We start from the raw sequence: 20,904 nt of genomic DNA, 5'->3' as shown, positions 1-20,904 counted from the left end.
AATTGTCAGTCGTTCAAGCTGTCTGCCAAAGTGTATCGGCCACGGGAAACGGCGCTCGAGACCAGCCATTGTGCGGCCGCAATGGCCCCTTCGGCGTAGGCAGCGACCGTGTGCACGCGATAGGAGAACACCGCCTCGGCCGCGCCCATGTCGAAGCGAACTTCGTTGATGCCGACGGTGTCGCCCTCGCGGTTAACCGCGATCGACGGCTCAGGTGCATCGAAGCCCATGACGCGGCTACGCTCGGCTCGCAACTGTGCCGACAGAAGGCGGGATGTTCCCGAGGGATCGGTTTTCTTGCGGGCGTGGTAGGTTTCCAAGACCGTTATCTCTGCGCCCGGCATCCTGGAGGCAAACGCCAATGCCGATCGCTTGAAGGCTTCAAAGCCACATGCGAAGTTGGCGCTGATCATCATCGGGCGATGCATGCTGCATTTGTCCAGCAGTGCATCGTCTTCTCTTGAGAAGCCCGTTGTCCCGATAACCATGGGAATTGCCTTGGTCCCGATGTCTCGCTGCAGCGCCATGCTTGCAGCAGGCGTGGAGAAGTCGATCATGACGTCGCAATGACTTTTCATCGCTGCTTCGGCGGGACGATACTCGATGCTGCCGCCAGCTACAGGGACCCCGACGAGTCGAGATCCCGGTGACACCAGGGCCGCTGCCAATTCGAGCCCGGGACTTTCAAGAACCGCTTCGACGAGCCGTGTTCCCACCCGTCCAGAGGCTCCAACGATTCCGATGCGCATAGCGGCTGTTCCTCAGTCGATGACCACTTTTTGCTCCGACATCTCCCGAAGGGCGATACGAACGCCCTCACGGCCGAGACCGCTGCGTTTGACGCCGCCGAACGGGACGTGCTCCGCGCGGAAATCAGGGCCTTCGTTGACCATGACACCACCAACCATGAGTTCGCGGGAGAACGTCTTGATTAGCGCATGATCGTTGGTGAAAACGCCGGCCTGCAGGCCAAAGGCTCCTGCGTTGACTTCGGCAATTGCAGCGTTTGGATCGGTGAAGCTGCGGATGGCGATAACAGGACCGAACGTCTCGTCGGCGATAACAGCGGAATTCGGTTCGACGTCAGAGATTACGGTTGGCGAGAAGAGCGTGTTTTCGTGATTGCCGCCGGTCAGCAGCTTCGCGCCACCGGCAACGCTGGCCCTGACGCGTTGTGCCACCTCCTGGGCCGCCGGCAGATCGATAACCGTCCCCATGTCTGAGTCGTCGTTCGACGGATCGCCGAACTTGATGGCATCGACGGCGGCGAGGAGGCGTTGCGTGAACACCTGCTCGATGTCTTTATGGAGGTACAGCTTCTTCACGGCTGCGCAACTTTGGCCGGCGATTTCAAAACGATGGCCAACCGCAGTTGCGACAGCCTTGTCCAAATCAGCGTCGGGTAGCACGAACAGCGGGTCGTTGCCCCCGAGCTCCATCAGGCAACGGATGAGACCACTGGCATTCTTGAGCGCGAGACCGGCGCGCGGGCCCCCCGTGAAAGAAAGCAGATCAATCGGAGCATGGACTAGCGACAGGGCGCAGTCCGCGCCGCCATGGATGACCTGGAAAAGGTCGCGTGGCCAGTTTGCCTTTTGCGTGAGTTCGAAGAGGCGGGCAGCGGCCAGCGGAGCCTTTGGCGAAGGTTTGGCGACGACCGCGTTGCCGGCGGCAATGGCCGGCCCGAGCTTGTGGCACATAAGATTGAGCGGGTAGTTGAAAGGCGTAATGGCGCCGATGACCCCAACGGGCTCGTATGTGATTGTGGCAAGACGATCGACACCCCCTTCCACGATCGCGCAATGCAGTGCTTCACCGTCGAGAAATGTTGCCGCATCTCCCGAGAGCTTCAACGTGTTCTGGGCGCGACGCACCTCGTTGCGCGCTTCGCGGATCGTCTTGCCCATTTCCGATGAAATGATCCGGGCCAGGTCCTCTGCGTCCTTGGCAATCTCGGCTGCCAGGGCGTTCAATAGTGCCCGCCGAACCGCAGGCGTGGAGTATCGGAATTCGCGCTGCGCCGTCTTGGCGCGCAAAACAGTGGCGGCGACGTCCGCTCCGGAATGCTCCGCAATCTCGCCGACGATCTGCCCGTCGAAAGGATTACGGACCATGATCGGGCGAGCTGGGGTGGGAGCGATTTTCTGCAGGGACGTCATTTGGAACCTCGTTCGTCGTTCGAATTGTGTTGGGAAATGGCGCGCGTCAAAGCGCCGATGGATACTGGGCGGATGGGCCAGCGCTGGCCCGTCAGATCGTTGGCCGCTGCTGGCGCTTGCGACGGGCTGATGAGGTTCAGCACTTCGGCAACATTTGCGGCGCAGAAGCGCCCTTGGCAGACCCCCATCGAAAATCGGCCGTTGTGTTTCACTTCACGTCCGGAGAGGCCATCGCTCCGTTGTGCAAGCAGCCGGAGATCCCCAATCGTGCGGCCTTCGCAGAGGCACAAGATAGTCTCGTCAGGAAGGGTGGCCAGCGGGGAGGTGGGGTCAACCGGCGCAAACAGCGCTGAGAGCAGGCTCTGAGCGCGACGCTGTTGTGCGATCGCGGCGTCGACGTCCTTGAGTGCGCGCGTTTTACCGGACAATAGGTTCACCACCTGGCGCCCCACGCGCCTGCCATCGGCTTCTGCTGCGATCGAACCGAGCGCTTCCCGGCAGTCGCCAGCCCTCATGATGATTGGTCGGGCGTCCGCCTTCATAGCGACATCGGGAAGGCCGAAGTGGTTTGATCTCACGCCGTCGTGGAGGCCGACACGATCGACTATGATCGTCTGTGATTGACCTCTCCGATCACGCAGCGTCGCCTCCAGGCCCGTGTCGCATCGCCGAACCCCTGTGAGGACACAGCCTCGCAGCCAAGGGGTTCGGTTTGCCGTCATCTCGCACAGATAGGAAAATGCCTCGCTCAGAAGTCTGGGGTAAGCAAACAGACCAAAGGTGACCAGCGGGTGCCGAATGGGATCGCCCGCTTCAACGACGGCGACTGGCGGGTTTCCCAACTTGGCCATTTGCGCGGCGACTGCGATAAGAAGCGGGCCGCCTCCGGCAAGTAGGATTCTGCCGTGCGGCGGTCGTCCTGTTTCCTTCATCATGACTTGCAACCCGCCGGCGGTGGAAACGCCCGAAAGTTCCCAGCCTGGACGAGGCAGTATCTTTTCGATTGCCCCTGTTGCGATCACGACCGCGCGCGCCTTGAGATGCACGACGGCGCCGTGAAGGCGATCCTCGACGAGGACGAGCCCATCACTGTCGATGCCGAGAAAGACACAGGAGTGGCGCAGTCGAATGCCCGATTGTCGATAGGCGGAAAAAAGGGCCTTCCATCGAGCCCGTGCCGTGCGGGGCTGAGGTACGGCTTCAACGCCGTCGATCGGTTGGCGATATATCGCGCCGCCGACATTCGGTCGCTGCTCGATGATCTCGACTGAGAGGCCAGATCCGCTTGCCTCTAGGGCGGCGGAAATCCCGGCAACCCCGCCTCCAACAACGATGATGTCCAGATCAGTCAAGGTCCACCTCCAATCCAACAATCACCATCCCATCCCATGCCGGGGTAAGGCAGGCTTCCGTAGCGACGCCATTGATGCTGACGAGGCAACATTGGCAGGCACCGATGCCGCAAAAATATCGGGTTTCGCGGTCAACGGCGTCGCGGCCGAAGCTCGTGATCCCGGCTGCCTCCAGTGCTGCCGCGACGCTTTCACCTTGGCGAAACGGGATATCCTGCGACATCCAGCGCAACGTTCTGGGACCGTTCATGTCATTCACGCCCATGCGACGGTCTCACTTTTCCCGAACCGTGCAGGGTCGAATGCCGCAAGCGACATATCCGGCGTCTCCCCGCAGACCATCTGCGAAATTGCCTTTCCGGTGATCGGCCCGAGGCAAATGCCGTCGCCCTCGAAGCCGGTCGCGACATAGGCATTTATGAGATGCGGTAATCGCCCGACCAGTGGCAGCCCATCGATCACCGCCGTGCGGACTCCGGCAAAGCTGCGCAGAAGCCTCACATCGGCAAGGCCCGGCACAAGGGCGACGGCATCTCGCAAGATCCGCGATACCGCGTCGATGTCATTGTTGCGGCGGTCCCCATGATCTTCGCGTGTTCCTCCAATCAGGAACTGCCCCGTTTGCAGGGGGTCGATGACAAGCCCCAGTCCCTTCGGGAGTTTGGCTTGTGGGGCATTTTGGCTGCCCTTGCTGAGCAGATATCGCCCTGACATGATCGCCCCGGGCATGGCCGCGTTCAGTGCGCGCGCCCTTTCGGTGATGAGAAGCTGACCCTTGCGTGGGATAAGGGCGTGTTCAATACCGAGCAATCGGGCCGATCCGGTGCCAGCTGCAACGACCACTGCGTCGGCTCTGACGTCGCCTTTCGCCGTGGCGACACCCTCGACACGGCTGCCGTCACTCGCAAGAAGCAGGCTCTCAACAGCGTGGCCGCGGTGAACAACGACACCGGCAGCTGTGAGGAAGCGGTGCACGATTTGATAGCCGATCGCGTGACCCTCATCATGCACCTCGACGATCATCAACGCGTCCGGCGACAGTACGGGAAATCGATTGCGGGCAGCCTGCGGGGCAAGTGTCGCCGTCCGCACGCCAGCACCTACAAGTGCCTTCGAGTGGGCTTCAAGGACATCGCACTCCGCCTTGGAGGTTGCGACGATGAAGGTCGATCGGCTTTTGAAGCAATCTGCAAACAGACCGTCTCGCGCCAGCTGGCGATAGAGCGCGATGCCGCAAAGCGCCGCCTCCATCATCGGACCGGGGCGTTTGCTCGCCACGGAAACCGCACCGTCGGCTGCTCCCGTGGCCTGCGATGCCGGAACATCCGCATCGAACAGGTCGACCCTCACTCCGCGGCGCGCAAGAAAATAGGCCGCCGCCGCACCGACGATTCCGGAACCGGCTATGACGACGGAAGATGGCTGTGCAAATGGCATCGTTGTTGAACCGGCACTGTTTCTAACTCGCCCTATGTTGCGGGCTGCCGGCGGCTGGCGTCGATACAAGAAGACGCCGTTGCTTGTTCACGAAATTTGTATCGGCTACTAACGAAGGGCCCCTTAATCCTCAGGGCGGGGGAATACAGTTATGGCCAAAATCAGCCTCACGCTCATCCAGACGTTCTACCAGGTCGCCAGATACGGGTCATATTCCGGTGCGGCGCGGGAGCTTAACTTGAGCTATCAGTCGGCCTCAAACCATGTTCGACGGTTGGAGCAATTGCTCAACGGAAAGCTCATAGATTCCGAGCAGGGTGCTAAGCGGATCACGCTGACCCCGAGGGGGCGCGCACTGTACAACCTGCTGCATCCCGAGCTGGACATCATGCTGGAGCGGCTGAGCAAGCTGATCGAGAGCCAACGGTCATCGCTGCGTGTGGGAATGCCGCAAGCAATTTTCTTCTACCTTTTTCCAAAGGTGCTTTCGAAATTTCGCGAGAGTTTTCCAGACATGGAGTTCGCCGTCTATGAGCGCGATACGGTCTTGGCGGAGCTTGTCAAGAACGGAAGCCTGGATGTGTGTATTTCGGAGCGGTACTTCGGTGACCCGGTCGTGCCGCAGCGGCTGTTGGGTAGCTATCACCTCAGCCTTGTCTATCCTTGTCAATGGGGAGCGCCACCGGAGCAGAAGGACATCCCGTTATGGGCGAAGGATCGGCCGTTCATCACCTATGAGCCGGGTCAGACTTTGCGCAATCTTGCGGTCGACTTCCTCGGTCGCGATGGAGCCGTCGTCCAGCCCGTGATCTCTACCTCGGGAAGTTCCAGCGTGAAACGCTGCGTCGAGGAGGGTATGGGCTTTTCAATCATCCCGTCCTGGTGCGTCCTGCCGGAAGACAAAACCATCGTCAGCACGAAGCTGGCAAACCTGCCGGAGGTCCGCGTGTACTTCGGTAGTGCAGGCTTTCTGCAAAAGCATCCGGCGGTACAGCAGCTTTTTGAGGAATGTCAGTCAGAGCTGGTCGGCCCCGTCCTGGATCCTCCGCGCAGCGGCGAACTCACTCCTGCAGCGCCGTAAACCGGCAACCTACAAAAAACGGGATAAGCGTGGTCGATTCTCTAGCATTGTCCCCGGCTGACTGCGCGGTAACCTGCTCGCGGTCGCAAGGACCAAAGAAGGCGCATGACTGATAAAATCAAACAGGGGAATATGGAGAACCGAGAATGAATGTTATTGCGAAAATCTGTAGTTGCGCCGCCGTCGCCCTGTCATTGCTGGGAACGACGGCGTCTGCTGGTACGATCGAGGATATAAGGGCGCGTGGTGCTCTTCGTATCCCCGCGATCCTCAATGAAGTTCCCTATTTCAACAAGGATCCGCGCACAGGAGAGTGGCAAGGATTTGTCATTGATATGGCCACCGACATCGCCAGAACGCTTGATGTGAAGCTTGAAGTGGTCGAGTCGAGTTGGTCGAATGCAATCCTCGATGTGCAAAGCGGCAAGGTCGATATGGCTTTTGCGGTCACCGCAACCCCTGTGAGGGCGATGTCCGTGTCGTTCTCCGATCCGACCTACTACAACAGCTTTGTGGTCGTGTCGTCCAAGGATGAAGTCAATAACAAGACCTGGAGCGAACTGAACGATCCGAAATACACCTTCGCCGTCGACCTCGGCTCAGCTCAGGACTTGATCACGCAACAGTATCTGCCGAAGGCAAACATCCTTCGCTTCAAGACGCGTGACGAGGCGATCGTCGCTGTGACGACGGGCAAGGCCGACGGTCTCGTCAACACTATGCTTAATGGCCTGGTGATTTCCAAGAAGGCCCCGGCGGTTGGAGGCGTCAACGTGCCAACCCCGGTTCTGGCCACGCCTTCGGTCATCGCACTTAACTACGGTTCCGACGAGACCTTCAAGTCCTTTGTGTCGGCCTGGGCTGAGTACAACCGCCGCATCGGCAACAATCAGACATGGATCGTCAAGAGCCTTGAGCCTTTTGGCATTGCCCTTGAAGATATGCCAGTCGGTTTCGGCTTCGGCGGCTGACGACGGTGACCCTGCTCAGTTACACCAGTACTGAGCAGGGTTTTGAGTTGGTGGGTCGATTGCGAGCGACGGTGCAAAATTCGTCCACGTCAAGTGCTGACCGCCGATTGTGAAGCTAATGCGAAGAAATCATTACGGTTGCTTCGTTGAATTCGCCGGCACTTTTGGGCAAGTTATCACCAACTTGACCGACGGATCCCCACGCGAAGGACTGACTGTTTGTTGATGACGGCGGGAACTCGACCCGTCTGGGTTGCGCACTACGTTTGACCGGCTAAAATCGGGTGGGCCCATCGCCCGCGAAGCGAAAGTTCTTTTCGACAATGATGAAATCCAGCCTCGATCACTTGCCTGATGCCAAGAGGCGGGAACTCGCGCGTGCGGTCGAAATCCTGCGCGAAGAGTTCGAGGATGCGTTGAGGGAGGGCACGGCGGAGTTCAAGAAAAAGGGGCGGATCCTCAAGGTCATTCTCTTTGGCAGTCATGCGCGCGGCGATTGGGTGGATGAGGAGCACATTGGCAAAGGCTATCGCTCCGATTACGACCTGCTGGTGATCGTCAACAATCGAAAGCTGACGGATTTCACCGCATACTGGAACAACGCTGCTGACCGGCTTCTGAACGACCGCATCCTGAAGGGCATGCAGGTGTCCTTCATCGTGCATTCTCGCCGTGAGGTGAACGAGGAGCTCAGGCGCGGAAAGGACTTCTTCTGCGACATTCGCCAGCAAGGCATTGTGCTTTACGAGCTCGATAGTGAGCCGCTGGTGGAACCGAGGCCGATCAGCCTTGAACAGCAGTTCAAGATCGCACGCGAACATTATGAAAGCCGACTTCCGCATGCCATAGGCTTCCTCAAGGTTGCGCGGTTTTGCATATCCGAAGGCGACGTCGCCCTCGCTGCGTTCCAGCTCCATCAAGCGATCGAGCATGCCTACTCAACTGTGCTTCTCGTGCTGAAAAACTACGGTCCACCGACGCACAACCTGCGGTCCCTGCGCGGTTTTGCCGAAGATCTGGACCGGCGGCTCGCAGACGCCTGGCCACAAGACCGGCAGCGCTATTCGGCCTGGTTCAATACAATCAATGAGGCCTATGTGAAGGCGCGGTACTCCAAGCATTACCAGATAAGCGAAGAGGCGCTTTCTTTCCTGATTGAGCGTACGCAGGTTCTTCACGGGCTGGTAAAAGCGGTCTGCAAAAGTCATCTGATCACGCTGGATGGCGAAATCGCCGAGGAAAAGTCAGGGCGTTGATCCGTTGTCGGCTTTTGGGTCTGGAAGCAGACATGCAGCGTTTGACATGAAGGGCGGCCGCAAGTGGGTAGAGCCGGCCCTGAGTGTCCCCTCGATGGAAGTGTTTTGCCTCGGGTTCGTGGCAAACCACTTCGATGTTATGCCCGCCCGGACCAATGACATGTCTCTCAGCCATAATGGCACCCCCCCCCTCGAGCAACTGCGGCTGTCGCCAAAGGGGAGACAATTTATCGCTTCGCCGTGGCGTCCGTTGCGGATGCATGCGCATGAGCCGAAAGTACGGTCTCGATGATCACGCCCGCCAGGTGCGTGTCGAGCAGCGAATTCCACGCCCCCGGCGCGCCGAATTGGTCGCAATCCACGATCATGTCGCGTGTCTTTCTCGCAACAGCCACAGGCTCTCATGCGATCGGCGCCCGCTAGCCTGTGGTGATCAGGATCAGGAGTACGAAGACCGTCGGCACCAAGGCGAGCGCCGGAATGATGATGGCAGGATAACCGAAGGCAATGATCGCCAGCAGCCAGATCAGCATACAGTTGATGAGGAACAGCACCTTGGCGGTGCCGGAGCCGTGCGCCGCTTCCTTGAGCATCCAGCCGAACACCGGCACGTGATAGACCATCTTCGCAATCATTGTTTTCAAGCCTTTCTTTCGGGGCGGGCGCGAAGCCCGCTGTGATCTGTTGGGATAGCTGGTTTTGCGCGAGTGTCAGTCTCTGCGCACCAGCCCTGCCATCGTCCGCAAGTGCAGTTCTTCGAGGATGCGCACCGTCTTCGGGTGGCTGAAGTCGATCAGGCCGTCGCGCTTGAAACGGTTGAGACAGCGGCTGACGGTCTCGACCGTCAGGCCCAGCCAGTCAGCCAGGTCGGCGCGCGAGAGATAGAGGTTGAAGCTGAACCGGGCGGCGCTTCCGGCGCGACCGCGCCATGCGAACTGGTCGGCAAGATCGATGAGCGCGGTTGCAACCTTCTCGGTTGCTGTCTTGCGGCCAAGCAGGGTTGCGTGTGCCTGCATCCGGTGCAGCGTCGCCTTGAGCTCGGCGGCGACACCTGGCCCGTGGTCGCTGTCTTCGATCTGGCTGCCGGCAAGCGTCTCTATCCGGGCGAAGGTCAGCGTTTCGGCAGTGGCGATATTGCGGCCGTCATGGGTGAAGCCGAAGAGCCGTCCCGGGCCGAGCACGTCGGTGATCTGGCGACGGCCGTCGTCGAGCAATTGCGACAGCGCGACACAGCCGTCGACGACGCGATAGAGATGGCGGTTTCGCCCTCCCTGGAAGAGCAGAGTGGCGTGCTCTCCTACCAGTCGCTGCCGGTTGGGCGAGAGCTTGGTCGTCGAAAAGGCCGCCGTGGGCGGGGGCGGAAGTGTTGTTTCCGCGAAAGTGATCGTATCGGGCATGGTGGCGATCCGTATTGCGATCTCGTCGGCATCGTCGCTGAGCGACGCGTGGAGATCAGACATCAGCGTTCGGTCACGATCGGTCGTGACAGGGGCTCAGGCGTGGGAGCTCGATGCTGGCGGCCCGCGTGGGCTGGCATTGGGCGGGAGCTGTGACCTCGCGGATGCAATCGGCTGTTCCGGCGGCAGTACCGTCTCGGACTTGCGCACGATGGTGCGCGCAGCATCGGCAGGTGCGGGCAAGTGAGCCCAGAAGATGCGACAGGCGCCGCAGAAGTGGCTGTGGGAGAGTTGTTTGCCGTTGCCGTCGTCGTCGGCGGCTGTGGGCAGGCAGAGGTCGGGCAGGGAACCGTCGGGCAGCGCGAACTGTGCCCGCGCCGTCGCGGAAAGCGCCGTTGCCCCTGCGGGCGCCTGGTGCGCGAAGCCGAGAAGCAGCACGGCCATTGCGCAAAACATGCGCGTGACCTGCTGCATTCTGATCCTCGTGCGAGGCTTCATTCGGTTTGCCTATCCCCGTGCCAATCTGATGGCTCAGGGATAGGCGACGTTATTGACAAACCTCAATGTGGCAAACCGCGCAGGGGCAGAATGCCGCATCCCGTCGATCATTCTTCCTCGACGAAAACCTCCTCGCGCTTGGCCTTGACGCTCGGTAGGAACACCACCACCAGCACCATGGCTGCGATCAACAGCAGGATCGCGCTGATCGGCCGCGTGACGAAGGTGGTCGGATCGCCGCGCGACAGGATCATCGCCCGCCGCAGGTTTTCTTCCAGCAACGGACCAAGCACGAAACCGAGCAGCAGCGGAGCCGGTTCGCAGCGCAGCTTCAAGAGCAGGTAGCCGACGAGGCCGAAGAAGGCGACGGCGTAGAGGTCGTAGACGTTGGAGTTGACGCTGTAGACGCCGATCGAGCAGAACGCCATGATGATCGGGAAGAGCACATAGTACGGGATCTTCAACAGCCGCACCCACAGCCCGATCAGCGGCAGGTTCAGCACCACCAGCATCAGGTTGCCGATCCACATCGAGGCGATGATGCCCCAGAAGAGCGCCGGCTGTTCTGCTGCAACGTTGGGCCCGGGTACGATGCCCTGGATGATCATCGCGCCGATCATCAGCGCCATGACCGGGTTTGCCGGGATGCCGAGCGTCAACAACGGGATGAACGAGGTCTGGGCACCGGCGTTGTTGGCGCTTTCCGGGCCGGCGACGCCGGCGATGGCGCCGTGGCCGAATTCTTCCGGTCGGTCGGAGACGCGCTTTTCGACGGTATAGGAGGCGAAGGCCGCGAGGATGGCGCCGCCGCCGGGCAGAATGCCCAGCGCCGAGCCGATCGCGGTGCCGCGCAGAACCGGGCCGACCATACGCTTGAAGTCGTCGCGCGTCGGCATCAGGTCCGTGACCTTGGCCATCAGCACTTCGCGCGTGCGCTCGTTTTCGAGGTTGCGCAGGATTTCGGCGATGCCGAAGACGCCGACCGCCAGGGCGACGAAATTCAGGCCGTCCGAATATTCCCGGATCCCCAGGGTGAAGCGTGGCGTGCCGGTGTAGATGTCGGTGCCGACGAGGCCGAGCAAGAGGCCGAGCGCCACCATCGCCAAGGCCTTGACGATCGATCCGTGCGCCAGCGCGACCGACGACACGAGGCCGACGATCATCAGCGAGAAATATTCTGCCGCGCCGAACTTCAGCGCGATCTCGGTCAGGGGCGGGGCGAACACCGCGACCAGGAAGGTCGAGACCGTGCCCGCGAAGAACGAGCCGAGCGCGGCGATTGCCAGTGCGGCACCGGCGCGGCCCTTGCGGGCCATCTGGTAACCGTCGATCGCGGTGACGGCAGACGAGGATTCTCCCGGCATGTTGATGAGGATCGCCGTGGTCGAGCCGCCGTATTGTGCGCCGTAATAGATGCCGGCGAGCATGATCAGCGAGGAGACCGGCTCCAGCTGAAAGGTGATCGGCAGCAGCATGGCGATGGTCGCCGTTGCCCCGATGCCGGGCAGCACGCCGATCAGCGTGCCGAGCAGAACGCCGATCAGGCAGAAGAGCAGGTTTTCCGGCGAGGCGGCCGTGGTGAAACCGAGTGCAAGATTGCTGAATAGATCCATCATCCCTCTCCTAGAACTGGGTCCAGGGGCCGAAGCGCTGGAAGGGCAAGCCGAGGCCGTAGCTGAAGACCGCGACGGAAAAAGCCGTCAGTGCCAGCGATAGTGCGAGTGCGGTCAGCGGTTTCATGCGGCCGGAGGCAAAGCAGGCGATGAGCGCTGTAAAAAACAACGACGGGACGAAGCCCAGTCCACGAACCGTCAGGCCGAAGAAGATCGGTGCCGGCAGGATGAACAGCATGCCGCGCACGGCGATAGCCCCGATCGGCTCTCCCTGGACCCGGGTCGACTGAACGAGGATCACGATACCGAGAAGCGTCAGGATGACGGCCAGCACCAGCGGAAAATAGCCCGGCCCCATGCGGAATGCGGTGCCGAGTTCGAGGTTGAACGCCTGCCAGGCGAAGAACAGCCCGACGGCCGTCAGGAGGCCGCCACAGAGCGCATTGGTGGTGTCGAAGGAGATTGATTTCATCGTGTCCCCATTTGGTTTTTTTTGGCTGAGCGCCGATCGGGAAGGGTCGAACTCAAGCTCGGACTGCCAGTTGCCAGTGACGTCTTGCGGCTGACGATCGGATGACACCTTGAAGTGTAACCGAAGCCGACGGCCGGCGCGATTACCCTCCGGCGATGCCTTATGCCCTGCCTCAGGCGACAAACCCGCCACGATCCGGGCCGCTTGGGCTTAAGGATCGTGGCGGGCAGCGTCTCAATTTAGTCGGCGTACTGGCCGGCGGCTTCGATGACCGGCTTCCAGCGGGTGATTTCGCTTTCAAGCTTGGCCTTCAGCGCTGCCGGGGTGGCGTCGGCTTCGCTCGACGGTACCGTGCCGAGTTCGCCGAAGCGGGCAACGACGTTCGGATCCTTGAGAGCCACCTGCAGCGACTTCGACAGCCGCTCGTTGACTTCGGCCGGCGTGCCCTTCGGCGTATAAACACCGTGCCAGATGCCGACCTGCAGCCCCGGAAGGCCGCCTTCCGTTGTCGTCGGCAGGTCCGGGAAGACCTTGAGACGTTCAGGCGAAGTGACGGCATAGGCCTTGATCGTGCCGCCCTGGATCTGCTTGGTGGTGTTGGTGGTCTGGTCGCACATGATGTCGACCTGACCGCCGAGCAGATCGGTCATTGCCGGACCGGTGCCTTTGTAGGGAACGGTGGTGAGCGGCGTTTCGATGGCGCTCATGAACATCATGCCGCAGAGGTGCGAGGCAGCGCCGATGCCGGCATTGGCAACGGTGACCGTGTCCTTGTTGGCCTTTGCGTATTCGACGAGGCCCTTGAGATCGGTCGGCTCGAGATCCTTGCGCGCGACGATCGTCATCGGCACTTCGGTGACAAGACCGACATATTCGAACGCGTTCAGCGTGTCATAGGCGAGCTTGCGGTAGAGCGTGGCGCTGGTTGCCATGCCGATATGGTGGAGCAGGACCGTGTAGCCATCCGGATCGGCCTGGGCAACGCGACCGGCGCCCAACGTGCCGCCGGCGCCACCGACGTTTTCGACGATGATCTGCTGGCCGAGATCCTTCGACATGGATTCGGCGACGAGGCGTGCGACGGTATCCGTCGGGCCGCCGGCCGAGAACGGAACGACCATGGTGATCGAGCGTTCGGGATAGGTCTGCGCATTGGCGGAAGCGGCAAACAGGGACAGCGCGGCAACGGCGCCAAGAAGCGCATTCAGGGTTTTCATCTTTTCCTCCCGGATGAAACATCGACCAGCCGGCAAGGCTCCTCCCATGCCGATTCTGGTTGACCCATTTGCAGAGGCAATCTTAGCACAGACAACGGGTTCGCCGTGCGTTGCCGTGCATTTCTGCCGCCGGTTGTCTGGTTTTGGGTGGATTCGGAAACAAGAGGCTCGCTTGGTGGGTGGATTTCCACCCATTGCGGGCGCCGTGGATCACCCGTGGTCGTGGCGACGCTGCCCGCGTACGACCGTTCGGCGGCTATTGCTGTCCCGTACGCTGCCTCAGATACTGCACTTCGTCTGTTGTCAGCGGACGCGTCGCGCCTTTCGCAAGCTTTCCGAGCGCGATGTCGCCGATCGAGACGCGCACGAGCCGCAGCACCTCGAAGCCGAGGACGTCGAGCATGCGGCGGATCTGGCGATTGCGCCCTTCGTGCAGCTCGACCTCGATCCAGCTGTTCTTCTCGCCGCCTCTTAACTGTTCGGCACGCCCGGCGCGCAAATGCTCGCCGCCCTCGTCGATGCCGTCGACCATCGACCGGAGCTTGGCGTCGCCGATCTCGCCCGAGACCTGCACATGATAGACCTTGCCGAGATGGGTTTCCGGGTCGAGCAGGCGCTGGGCGAGCACGGTGTCGTTGGTGAAGAGCAGCAGGCCCTCGCTCGCCTTGTCCAGCCGACCGACCGGCGAGAGGAACTGTGCATCGCTCTCGCTCAGGCAATCAAAGACGGTTGGGCGCCCCTCCGGGTCGTGCCGTGTCGTCACCAGGCCACGCGGTTTGTTGAGCATCAGGTAGATCTTGTCTTCCGCCAGAACGGCCTTGCCGTCGACGGCGATGCGGTCTTTTTCGATATCGACCCATTGGGCGAGATCGGTGGTCTTGCGGCCGCCGATGCTGACCCGGCCCTCAAGCACCAGCTTTTCCGCCTGCGTCCGCGAGCAGTAGCCAAGCTTGGAAAGGGCACGGGCGATGGTGACGCGCTTGCCGATGTCGACGGTCATGCGTCCAGTGCCTTCGCCTTGTCCTGCTGCCGGCCGTTTCTGCCTCACTTCGGGTCGTCTCCATCTATCTCTGGCTGCCGGCGCCTGTCGCGAAGCCTCGGAACCGTCGTTCAGTCGACCTTGATATAGTCGATCTGCCGGGCAAGCCAGCATCCGATCGTCAGGCCGGAAATGACACCCTGTCCGTTGCGGTGGATCCGTACGGTCCAGTCCCCGGGCGCCGGCGCGTCCATTGAGCGCTTGCAGCTGAGCAGCCAGACATCATCGGCAAACGGCCGCATCGCATGCATCGCACCCTTGCCGAGCATGCCATTAAAACCGGCAAAGAAGATGCCGCTGGTCGAGACGATATCGATGTCGGCGTCGAGTTCTGCGGAGTGGTAACGACCGGCTATGTCAGGCTTTGCCTTGCCGGCAACCCTCTCGGCCGTCGTCTGCAGGTTCTCGCGCTCACGCGCCATGTGCAGGCCGGTGCCGTTCGGCGTCAACGAAACCGCTCCGGAGCGGGCGATAGCGTCCGCTGCGATCTGCAGCGATTCTCCTGCCGTCGCGAAGCGCAGTTCAAGCCGCCCCGATCCCAACGGCCGCGTCGACAGCGCCAGGCCGGTCTCCGGTTCGAGATAGGTGCCGAACTGTTCGCTATTCCAGTCGCCGGCTGCCGCCTCGGCATCGCGGTGACCGAGCGCGGCCTTCATCAGTGCCGTCGCCGCGGCATGGGCGTCGGCCTCGTGGTTGAACATCACGACGATCGAGAGGCGCTCACTGGCCGCATGAAGGCGACGGCTGCGAAAGCCGCGCAAGGCGCCGCCGTGGCCGGTGATCGCGACGTCGCCGATCCGTTCGTGGGCAAGGCCGAAGCCGTAAGTTGCTGCCCGCCCGTCCGCATAGGTCTGCGGCGCGGAAAGCCTGCGGTAGAGGCCGGCTTCGTCGTCACGCGTACGATCGATGAAGCGCTCCCAGGCGAGCATGTCGTCAAGCGTCGCCGAAATACCGGCATCCCCCGCCCAATAGATCCGGTTCGCGGCCTCGAAATAGCCTGTGGTCTCATTGCCCTCGTAGCCGACGACGCCGTTCGGCGAGATACTGGTATCGGGGGTGAGGGCGGCCGTGGTCATGCCGGCCGGACCGAAAGTGCTGCGGTCGTAGAGCTCGGACAACGATCGACCCGAAAAATCTTCGATGAGGTCGGCCAGGATACGGTAGTTGCCGTTCGAATAGGAATAGCGCGTGCCGGGCTCGAAATGCGTCGAGCGGGCGCGCGACAGCAGCGGCCGGGCGTGCTCACGGCGGAAGACGCCGTCGGCCATGGCGCCCTGCAGCACCGTCAGGGCCCAGTAGTCGCGCAGGCCAGACTGGTTGTGGCAGAGATGCGCCACGCTCGGACGTTTGCCTTCGATCAGCGGCAGGTACGCATCGAGTGCGCCATCGAGCTTGGCGGGATCGCCGACCGTGTCGAGCAGCACCGCGCAGGTGAACTGTTTGCTGATCGAGCAGATCGGCAGCAGCGTGCCTGCCGTCATCGGCTTGCGCGCCGTAAGATCGGCATAGCCCCAGACGTGCTTGAGGATGACCTCGCCGTCCCTGACGACACCGACGACGCCGCCAGGCCCCCTGTATTGCTGCGGCAAGGCGAGGACGGCTCGTTCGAGGGCGGGAAAATCCAGGGTGTTCATGGTGCGCAATGCCAGTCGGTGGGGCCAGTCGGTAGGCCCAGTCGATGGGGCCAGTCGGTCGGGAAGGAAACCTGCCGCCCGGACGGGCGGATCGGCTTCGTACCTACCGCTCCGTCAACGCAAGTGCAACCGCGCTGCGCCGGCCTCAACGCAATCCGGCTTGCGCGTGATAAAGCCGGCTATAGGTGCCCTTGGCGGCGAGCAGCGTGTCGTGTGGTCCTTGTTCGCTGATGCCGTTCGTGTCGACGACGATGATGCGGTCGGCATCGCGGATCGTCGCCAGGCGGTGGGCGATGACCAGTGTGGTTCGACCTTTGGAAAGTTCGGCAAGCGATTGCTGGATCGCCTTTTCGGTTTCCGTGTCGAGCGCCGACGTCGCCTCGTCGAGGATCAGGATTGACGGGTTCTTCAGGAACATCCGGGCGATTGCCAGGCGCTGCTTCTGACCGCCGGATAGCTTGACGCCGCGCTCCCCGATGACCGTGTCCATGCCGTCGGGCAGAGCCGCGATCATGCCGTCGAGTTTGGCCCGGCGAGCGGCATCGAGGATATCGGCTTCGCTTGCGCCGAGACGTCCATAGGCGATGTTGTCGCGGATCGTGCCGGCGAACAGGAAAACATCCTGCTGCACGATGCCGATCTGCCCGCGAAGCGAGGCGAGCTTGATGTCACGAATGTCGACGCCGTCGACGGTGATGCTGCCTTCGGCGACCTCGTAGAACCGCGGCAGCAGCGAGCAGATCGTCGTCTTGCCGGCGCCCGAGGGGCCGACAAAGGCCACGGTTTCTCCGGCTTTGATCGTCAGGTCGATGTTGGCGATGGTCGGCTTGTCGGGGCTGTAGCCGAATGAGACGTTGCGATAGGTGATGTCGCCGCGCAGGCCGGACACGTCGACGGCGGCCGGACGATCCTCGATGTCAGGCTCGGTCTCCATCAGCTCGATGAAGCGTTTGAAGCCGGCGATGCCCTTGGGATAGGTCTCGATGACCGAATTGATCTTCTCAACCGGGCGGAAGAAGACGCCGACCAAAAGCAGGAAACCGATGAAGCCGCCGTTGCTCAATTGTCCGGTCAGCACGAAGTAGCTGCCGGTGATCATCACGATCAACTGCGTCAGCCGCATGCTCATGTAGCTGAGCGAGGTACTGGCGGCCATGATGCGGTAGGCCTCAAGTTTCGTTTGGCGGTAGTTCTGATTGTCGGTCTCGAACAGGCTGCGCTCGTGCTCTTCGTTGGCGAAGGCCTGGACTACACGGATGCCGCCGACATTTTCCTCGATGCGGGCGTTGAAGTCGCCGACGCGGCCATAAAGATTGCGGAAGTTGCTGGCCATGCGGCCGCCGTAACGGCTGGTGACCCAGGCAGTGATCGGCACGACGGCTGCCGTGATCAGCGCCAGTTGCCAATGCACGGTCATCATCAAAAGCAGCGCGCCGATGAAGGTCATGATCGCGATGAACAGGTCCTCGGGGCCGTGATGGGCGACTTCGCCGATCTCTTCCAGGTCCTTCGTCAGGCGCCCGACGAGATGGCCGGTCTTCTGGTTGTCGAAGAAACTGAAGGAAAGCTTCTGCAGATGATCGAAAGCCATGCGGCGCATATCGGTTTCGATGTTGATGCCGAGCATGTGTCCCCAATAGGTGACCGTCGCCATCAAGCCGGTATTGACGAGATAGACGACGAGAAGGCCGACGGAGGCGAGCAGGATCAGCGTCCATTCCTGGCTCGGCAGCAGCTGGTCGACGAACAGCTTGACCGCGACCGGAAAGCCGAGCTCCAGCAGGCCGGACAACACCGCGCAGGTGAAGTCGAGAATGAAGAGGCCGCGATAGGGCCGGTAGAACGCGAAGAAGCGCTTCAACATGACAACCGCACTCACATGGGCAGCCGCTTGCGAACGGCCGTAAAATCTGAGTTCAAATGTCATGTTTTTACCCGGATGCCAACAGATATGCGACCGAAAAAGCGAATCAATGCTGTCACAAAGCGCACCAACCCGGGCATGTAATCCCCGGATGAGACGGAACGTGGGAAAGGGAAGAAAACGTTAACCATAAGCTCCGTAGAAGAGGGAATCAGCAGGGGAGCGAATGAAGCAATGGCAGGCGATAGATCAGATGAAGCGGCGGTGTTTGGCGGACGTGATGTCGTCCCGTTTCCGATGGCAAGAAGACTGAGCACCATTCGCATCTGTGCTGCCGAACTCGAAGACCTCCATGGTGACGACGCCGTGCAATATTGGCGGCGGGAATGCCGGGCACTTGCCGACGAGTTGCTTGCGCTCGGCTGCTCCGACGCGGAAATGCGTGAGCAGGTCATGGCATTTCAGGCCGAGGTACAGGCCGAACTCTGGCAGCGCCACCAGTCCCGGCTTTCCGCCGGTGCAGTAAGCCAGTAATTCGAACGGACGGTTCGACCTTTCGTATTGATCGCTCGGCCAGCAAGGGAAAGCCCCGGCGCTTGCGCCGGAGCCGTGGTGGTCAGCGCCCGATGGCCCCCTGCAGACGATGCGCCGCCCATGCGGCCGCGCAGCCGAGGCCGGCGACACCAGCCAGTTCGCAAAACGCGAACCATCCCGGTTCCAGATGCGCCGCGAAGAATGTGATCAGGCCAAGAAAATAGGCAGGCACGTTGTTGACGGGGGCGGTTGCACGCAAGGACACCACAATCATCGCGACGACAAAGACGACCGGCCCGAAGGCCAGCGCCCCCATTGCAGGCATCAAAGCCCGGAGCGCGAGGGTCGCAGCCATGCCGATGGCGATGCCGACGGCAAGGCAGATGTAGCTGGTCAATGCCTCACGTGCCATGTGACCGCGGGTAAAGAACGCGACCCACCCCATGAACATCGCCCAGACGGGCCAGCCGACGCTTGCTGAAGTCGTGGCAGCGACAGCGGCCGTTGTTGCCGCTACGAGCGTCAGCAGATTGAATTTCCAGGCGAAGGGCACTCGGTCGGTTGGTTCTGTTTGTGCGGTCATGACATATCCTCGAAATGGGTTTAATGGGCGCTTTCACCGGACAGCCAAGGTCAGGCTTGGGTCTTTTCGATCGACAGCAGGTCGGCGATGCCGATGCGCCGGGCGAAGTCGATGCGCATGCGTTCGGCGACCTCGATCACTTCCGCAGCACCGTCTCCGACGAAATCGATGACCGATCGCGCGGGGCGCGAGCCCTCCGGCAGGCCGACGATGCGCACGACTTCGTCGGCAACGGCCCGTGGATCGGCATGAGCAGGCGTCAACTCGCTCAGGCGCTCGCCGACCTGGTCCAGGAGACCGTCATAGCGGGCGTAGGCCGCGACCGTTTCCTCGTCCGCCGGGCGCCCGGCGGTTGGGAAATGATTGGTCCCGCGGGTAAAGGCGCCCGGCACGACGATCGAGGTCTCGACGCCGAAACGCGTCAGTTCGTAGGACATGGTAACGGCAAGAGAATCCATCGCCGCCTTGGCAGCTGCATAGGGTCCGAGGAAGGGCGGGAAACCGCCTTTGGTGGTGGTGCTGCTGATCCACAGGACAAGCCCGTGTTCACGCTTGCGCATTTCCGGCAGTACGGCACGGTTGACCCGCTGCACGCCGAAGAGGTTGGTGTCGAAGACCTTGACCAGCTCTTCCGGCGTGAACGCCTCGGCCGGACCGATGACGAGATGACCGACGTTGTGCATGACGACGTCGATGCCGCCCTTCTCGGTGATGATCGTCGCAACGGCGGCGTCCGCGGAGGGCTGCGACAATACGTCGAGTTCGAGCGGGCGCAGATCGTATCCGCCGCGCTTGGCGGCGGCGCGCATCTCTGAAGCGCGGTCGCTGTTACGACCGTCGATGCCGCGCATCGAGGCGTAGACGGTATGTCCGGCGCGAGCAAGTGCTTCGGCGGAAAGCCTGCCGATGCCGGAGCCGGCGCCGGTGACAAGAATGACTGAAGACATGGTTCTGCTCCTTCGTTCGAAAAGGGGTACGGGAAGGGATGGGCGCGGATGTCAGGCAACGCCGCCGTTGGCGCGCAGGATCTGACCGTTGACCCAGCCAGCATCGGGACCGACAAGGAAGGCCACGACACTGGCTATGTCGTCCGGCTGACCGAGCCGCTCAAGCGGCGGCATCTTGGCAAACTGGGCGACAAGCTCTTCGCTCTTGCCCGACAGAAACAGATCGGTTGCAATCGGACCTGGCGCCACGGCGTTGACGGTGATGTCGCGGCCGCGAAGCTCCTTGGCAAAGACGTGTGTTAGCGCCTCAACTGCCGCCTTGGTGGCGTTGTAGACCGCATAACCCGGCAGGTTGAGGGCGAGGGTCGTCGAGGAGAAGTTGACGATGCGGCCACCGCTGCGCATGCGTTTTGATGCTTCTCGCAGGGTGTTGAAGGTGCCCTTGGTGTTGATGGCGAAGTGACGGTCGAATTCCTCGTCGCTGGTTTCGGCAAGTGCCGCGGTCTTCAGCACGCCAGCGTTGTTGATCAGTATGTCGATGCCGCCGAAAGCAGCCTCGGTTGCGTCGAACAGGCGCTTCACCGCTTCCGGATCGGCAACATCGGCCCTGGCGGTCAGGGCGCGGCCGCCCTTTTCCTCGATCTTTCGTGCCAACTTCTCGGCGGAGGCGGCGTCACCGGCATAGTTGATGACGACCGTGAGGCAGTCGGCGGCCAGGCGTTCGGCAATCGCCGCACCGATGCCGCGCGAGGCGCCGGTAACGATGGCGACCCTGTTGGTGTGTTCCTGCATGATGTTTCTCCTTCGTTGTGAAGCGCTTGGCTTGTTGGTGAGGAGAAGATGACGTCTT

Annotated in this window: 22 protein-coding genes; 4 read left to right on the top strand and 18 right to left on the bottom strand. The window is 61.6% G+C overall.

Annotated features, from left to right (window positions below; all coding sequences use genetic code 11):
• Positions 1 to 5: 5 nt before the first annotated feature.
• From ASD03_RS10635 to ASD03_RS10615, 5 genes are read right to left on the bottom strand one after another with little or no spacing between them, the layout of a single operon-like run.
• Positions 6 to 749, bottom strand: coding sequence for a dihydrodipicolinate reductase C-terminal domain-containing protein (locus tag ASD03_RS10635; protein ID WP_057213316.1), 744 nt, complete (start codon positions 747 to 749; stop codon positions 6 to 8).
• A gap of 12 nt (positions 750 to 761) precedes the next feature.
• The gene (locus tag ASD03_RS10630) at positions 762 to 2,114 is read right to left on the bottom strand and encodes an aldehyde dehydrogenase family protein (protein ID WP_244494623.1); all 1,353 of its coding nucleotides are present in this window, start codon (positions 2,112 to 2,114) and stop codon (positions 762 to 764) included.
• Between the two features lie 41 nt (positions 2,115 to 2,155).
• The gene (locus ASD03_RS10625; RefSeq protein WP_057213312.1) at positions 2,156 to 3,511 is read right to left on the bottom strand and encodes an FAD-dependent oxidoreductase; all 1,356 of its coding nucleotides are present in this window, start codon (positions 3,509 to 3,511) and stop codon (positions 2,156 to 2,158) included.
• Positions 3,504 to 3,734, bottom strand: coding sequence for a 2Fe-2S iron-sulfur cluster-binding protein (locus ASD03_RS10620; protein WP_244494622.1), 231 nt, complete (start codon positions 3,732 to 3,734; stop codon positions 3,504 to 3,506). The genes ASD03_RS10625 and ASD03_RS10620 overlap by 8 nt, the downstream gene beginning before the upstream one ends.
• A 32-nt stretch (positions 3,735 to 3,766) precedes the next feature.
• Complete coding sequence (locus ASD03_RS10615; RefSeq protein WP_057213311.1) at positions 3,767 to 4,948, bottom strand: FAD-dependent oxidoreductase; 1,182 nt, start codon at positions 4,946 to 4,948, stop codon at positions 3,767 to 3,769.
• 151 nt (positions 4,949 to 5,099) lie between these two features.
• On the opposite strand from ASD03_RS10615, the gene ASD03_RS10610 reads away from it, so the two are divergent.
• From ASD03_RS10610 to ASD03_RS10600, 3 genes are all read left to right on the top strand, one after another.
• Complete coding sequence (locus ASD03_RS10610; protein WP_025429815.1) at positions 5,100 to 6,029, top strand: LysR family transcriptional regulator; 930 nt, start codon at positions 5,100 to 5,102, stop codon at positions 6,027 to 6,029.
• 146 nt (positions 6,030 to 6,175) lie between these two features.
• Positions 6,176 to 7,000, top strand: a complete 825-nt coding sequence (locus tag ASD03_RS10605; RefSeq protein ID WP_057213309.1) for a transporter substrate-binding domain-containing protein — start codon at positions 6,176 to 6,178, stop codon at positions 6,998 to 7,000.
• 323 nt (positions 7,001 to 7,323) lie between these two features.
• A complete protein-coding gene (locus tag ASD03_RS10600) occupies positions 7,324 to 8,256 on the top strand; it encodes a nucleotidyltransferase and HEPN domain-containing protein (RefSeq protein ID WP_244494211.1) in 933 nt (310 codons plus the stop codon).
• A 227-nt stretch (positions 8,257 to 8,483) separates the two neighbouring features.
• On the opposite strand, the gene ASD03_RS38795 is transcribed toward ASD03_RS10600, so the two are convergent.
• From ASD03_RS38795 to ASD03_RS10555, 10 genes are all read right to left on the bottom strand, one after another.
• Positions 8,484 to 8,651: a hypothetical protein gene (locus ASD03_RS38795; protein WP_156407930.1), complete on the bottom strand. Its 168-nt coding sequence runs from the start codon at positions 8,649 to 8,651 to the stop codon at positions 8,484 to 8,486.
• A gap of 24 nt (positions 8,652 to 8,675) precedes the next feature.
• Positions 8,676 to 8,891 (bottom strand): hypothetical protein, encoded by a 216-nt coding sequence (locus ASD03_RS10595; protein ID WP_038578024.1) that lies wholly within the window; start codon positions 8,889 to 8,891, stop codon positions 8,676 to 8,678.
• A gap of 75 nt (positions 8,892 to 8,966) precedes the next feature.
• The gene (locus tag ASD03_RS10590) at positions 8,967 to 9,716 is read right to left on the bottom strand and encodes a helix-turn-helix domain-containing protein (protein WP_057213307.1); all 750 of its coding nucleotides are present in this window, start codon (positions 9,714 to 9,716) and stop codon (positions 8,967 to 8,969) included.
• Positions 9,717 to 9,749: 33 nt separating this feature from the next.
• Positions 9,750 to 10,127 carry a hypothetical protein gene (locus ASD03_RS10585; protein WP_057213305.1) on the bottom strand — a complete coding sequence of 126 codons (378 nt, stop codon included), beginning with the start codon at positions 10,125 to 10,127 and terminating at the stop codon, positions 9,750 to 9,752.
• 131 nt (positions 10,128 to 10,258) lie between these two features.
• Entirely contained in the window at positions 10,259 to 11,764 is a 1,506-nt protein-coding gene (locus tag ASD03_RS10580; protein WP_025429897.1) for a tripartite tricarboxylate transporter permease, read from the bottom strand.
• 10 nt (positions 11,765 to 11,774) lie between these two features.
• A complete protein-coding gene (locus ASD03_RS10575) occupies positions 11,775 to 12,236 on the bottom strand; it encodes a tripartite tricarboxylate transporter TctB family protein (protein WP_057213301.1) in 462 nt (153 codons plus the stop codon).
• 239 nt (positions 12,237 to 12,475) lie between these two features.
• Positions 12,476 to 13,453 carry a tripartite tricarboxylate transporter substrate-binding protein gene (locus ASD03_RS10570; RefSeq protein WP_025429899.1) on the bottom strand — a complete coding sequence of 326 codons (978 nt, stop codon included), beginning with the start codon at positions 13,451 to 13,453 and terminating at the stop codon, positions 12,476 to 12,478.
• A gap of 256 nt (positions 13,454 to 13,709) precedes the next feature.
• Positions 13,710 to 14,453, bottom strand: coding sequence for a pseudouridine synthase (locus tag ASD03_RS10565; protein WP_082557292.1), 744 nt, complete (start codon positions 14,451 to 14,453; stop codon positions 13,710 to 13,712).
• 110 nt (positions 14,454 to 14,563) lie between these two features.
• Positions 14,564 to 16,126, bottom strand: a complete 1,563-nt coding sequence (locus ASD03_RS10560) for a D-aminopeptidase (RefSeq protein ID WP_057213297.1) — start codon at positions 16,124 to 16,126, stop codon at positions 14,564 to 14,566.
• Between the two features lie 145 nt (positions 16,127 to 16,271).
• Positions 16,272 to 17,990, bottom strand: coding sequence for an ABC transporter ATP-binding protein (locus ASD03_RS10555; RefSeq protein WP_057213295.1), 1,719 nt, complete (start codon positions 17,988 to 17,990; stop codon positions 16,272 to 16,274).
• A gap of 234 nt (positions 17,991 to 18,224) precedes the next feature.
• Here ASD03_RS10555 and ASD03_RS10550 point away from each other — a divergent pair, with 234 nt between their 5' ends.
• Positions 18,225 to 18,524 (top strand): DUF6074 family protein, encoded by a 300-nt coding sequence (locus ASD03_RS10550; RefSeq protein WP_025429903.1) that lies wholly within the window; start codon positions 18,225 to 18,227, stop codon positions 18,522 to 18,524.
• An 82-nt stretch (positions 18,525 to 18,606) separates the two neighbouring features.
• Here the strand turns inward: ASD03_RS10550 and ASD03_RS10545 are convergent, their stop codons facing one another.
• Genes ASD03_RS10545 through ASD03_RS10535 form a run of 3 tightly spaced genes read right to left on the bottom strand, consistent with a single transcriptional unit; the run spans position 18,607 to position 20,846 of the window.
• A complete protein-coding gene (locus ASD03_RS10545) occupies positions 18,607 to 19,107 on the bottom strand; it encodes a DUF1097 domain-containing protein (protein ID WP_057213293.1) in 501 nt (166 codons plus the stop codon).
• Between the two features lie 50 nt (positions 19,108 to 19,157).
• Positions 19,158 to 20,054, bottom strand: coding sequence for an SDR family oxidoreductase (locus tag ASD03_RS10540; protein ID WP_057213290.1), 897 nt, complete (start codon positions 20,052 to 20,054; stop codon positions 19,158 to 19,160).
• Positions 20,055 to 20,105: 51 nt separating this feature from the next.
• Positions 20,106 to 20,846, bottom strand: coding sequence for an SDR family oxidoreductase (locus ASD03_RS10535; protein WP_057213287.1), 741 nt, complete (start codon positions 20,844 to 20,846; stop codon positions 20,106 to 20,108).
• Positions 20,847 to 20,904 lie beyond the last annotated feature (58 nt).

Source organism: Ensifer sp. Root127 (assembly GCF_001425225.1).
In the GTDB taxonomy this organism is placed as follows: Bacteria; Pseudomonadota; Alphaproteobacteria; order Rhizobiales; family Rhizobiaceae; genus Ensifer; species Ensifer canadensis.
This window is presented reverse-complemented; position numbering and strand designations above follow the sequence as displayed.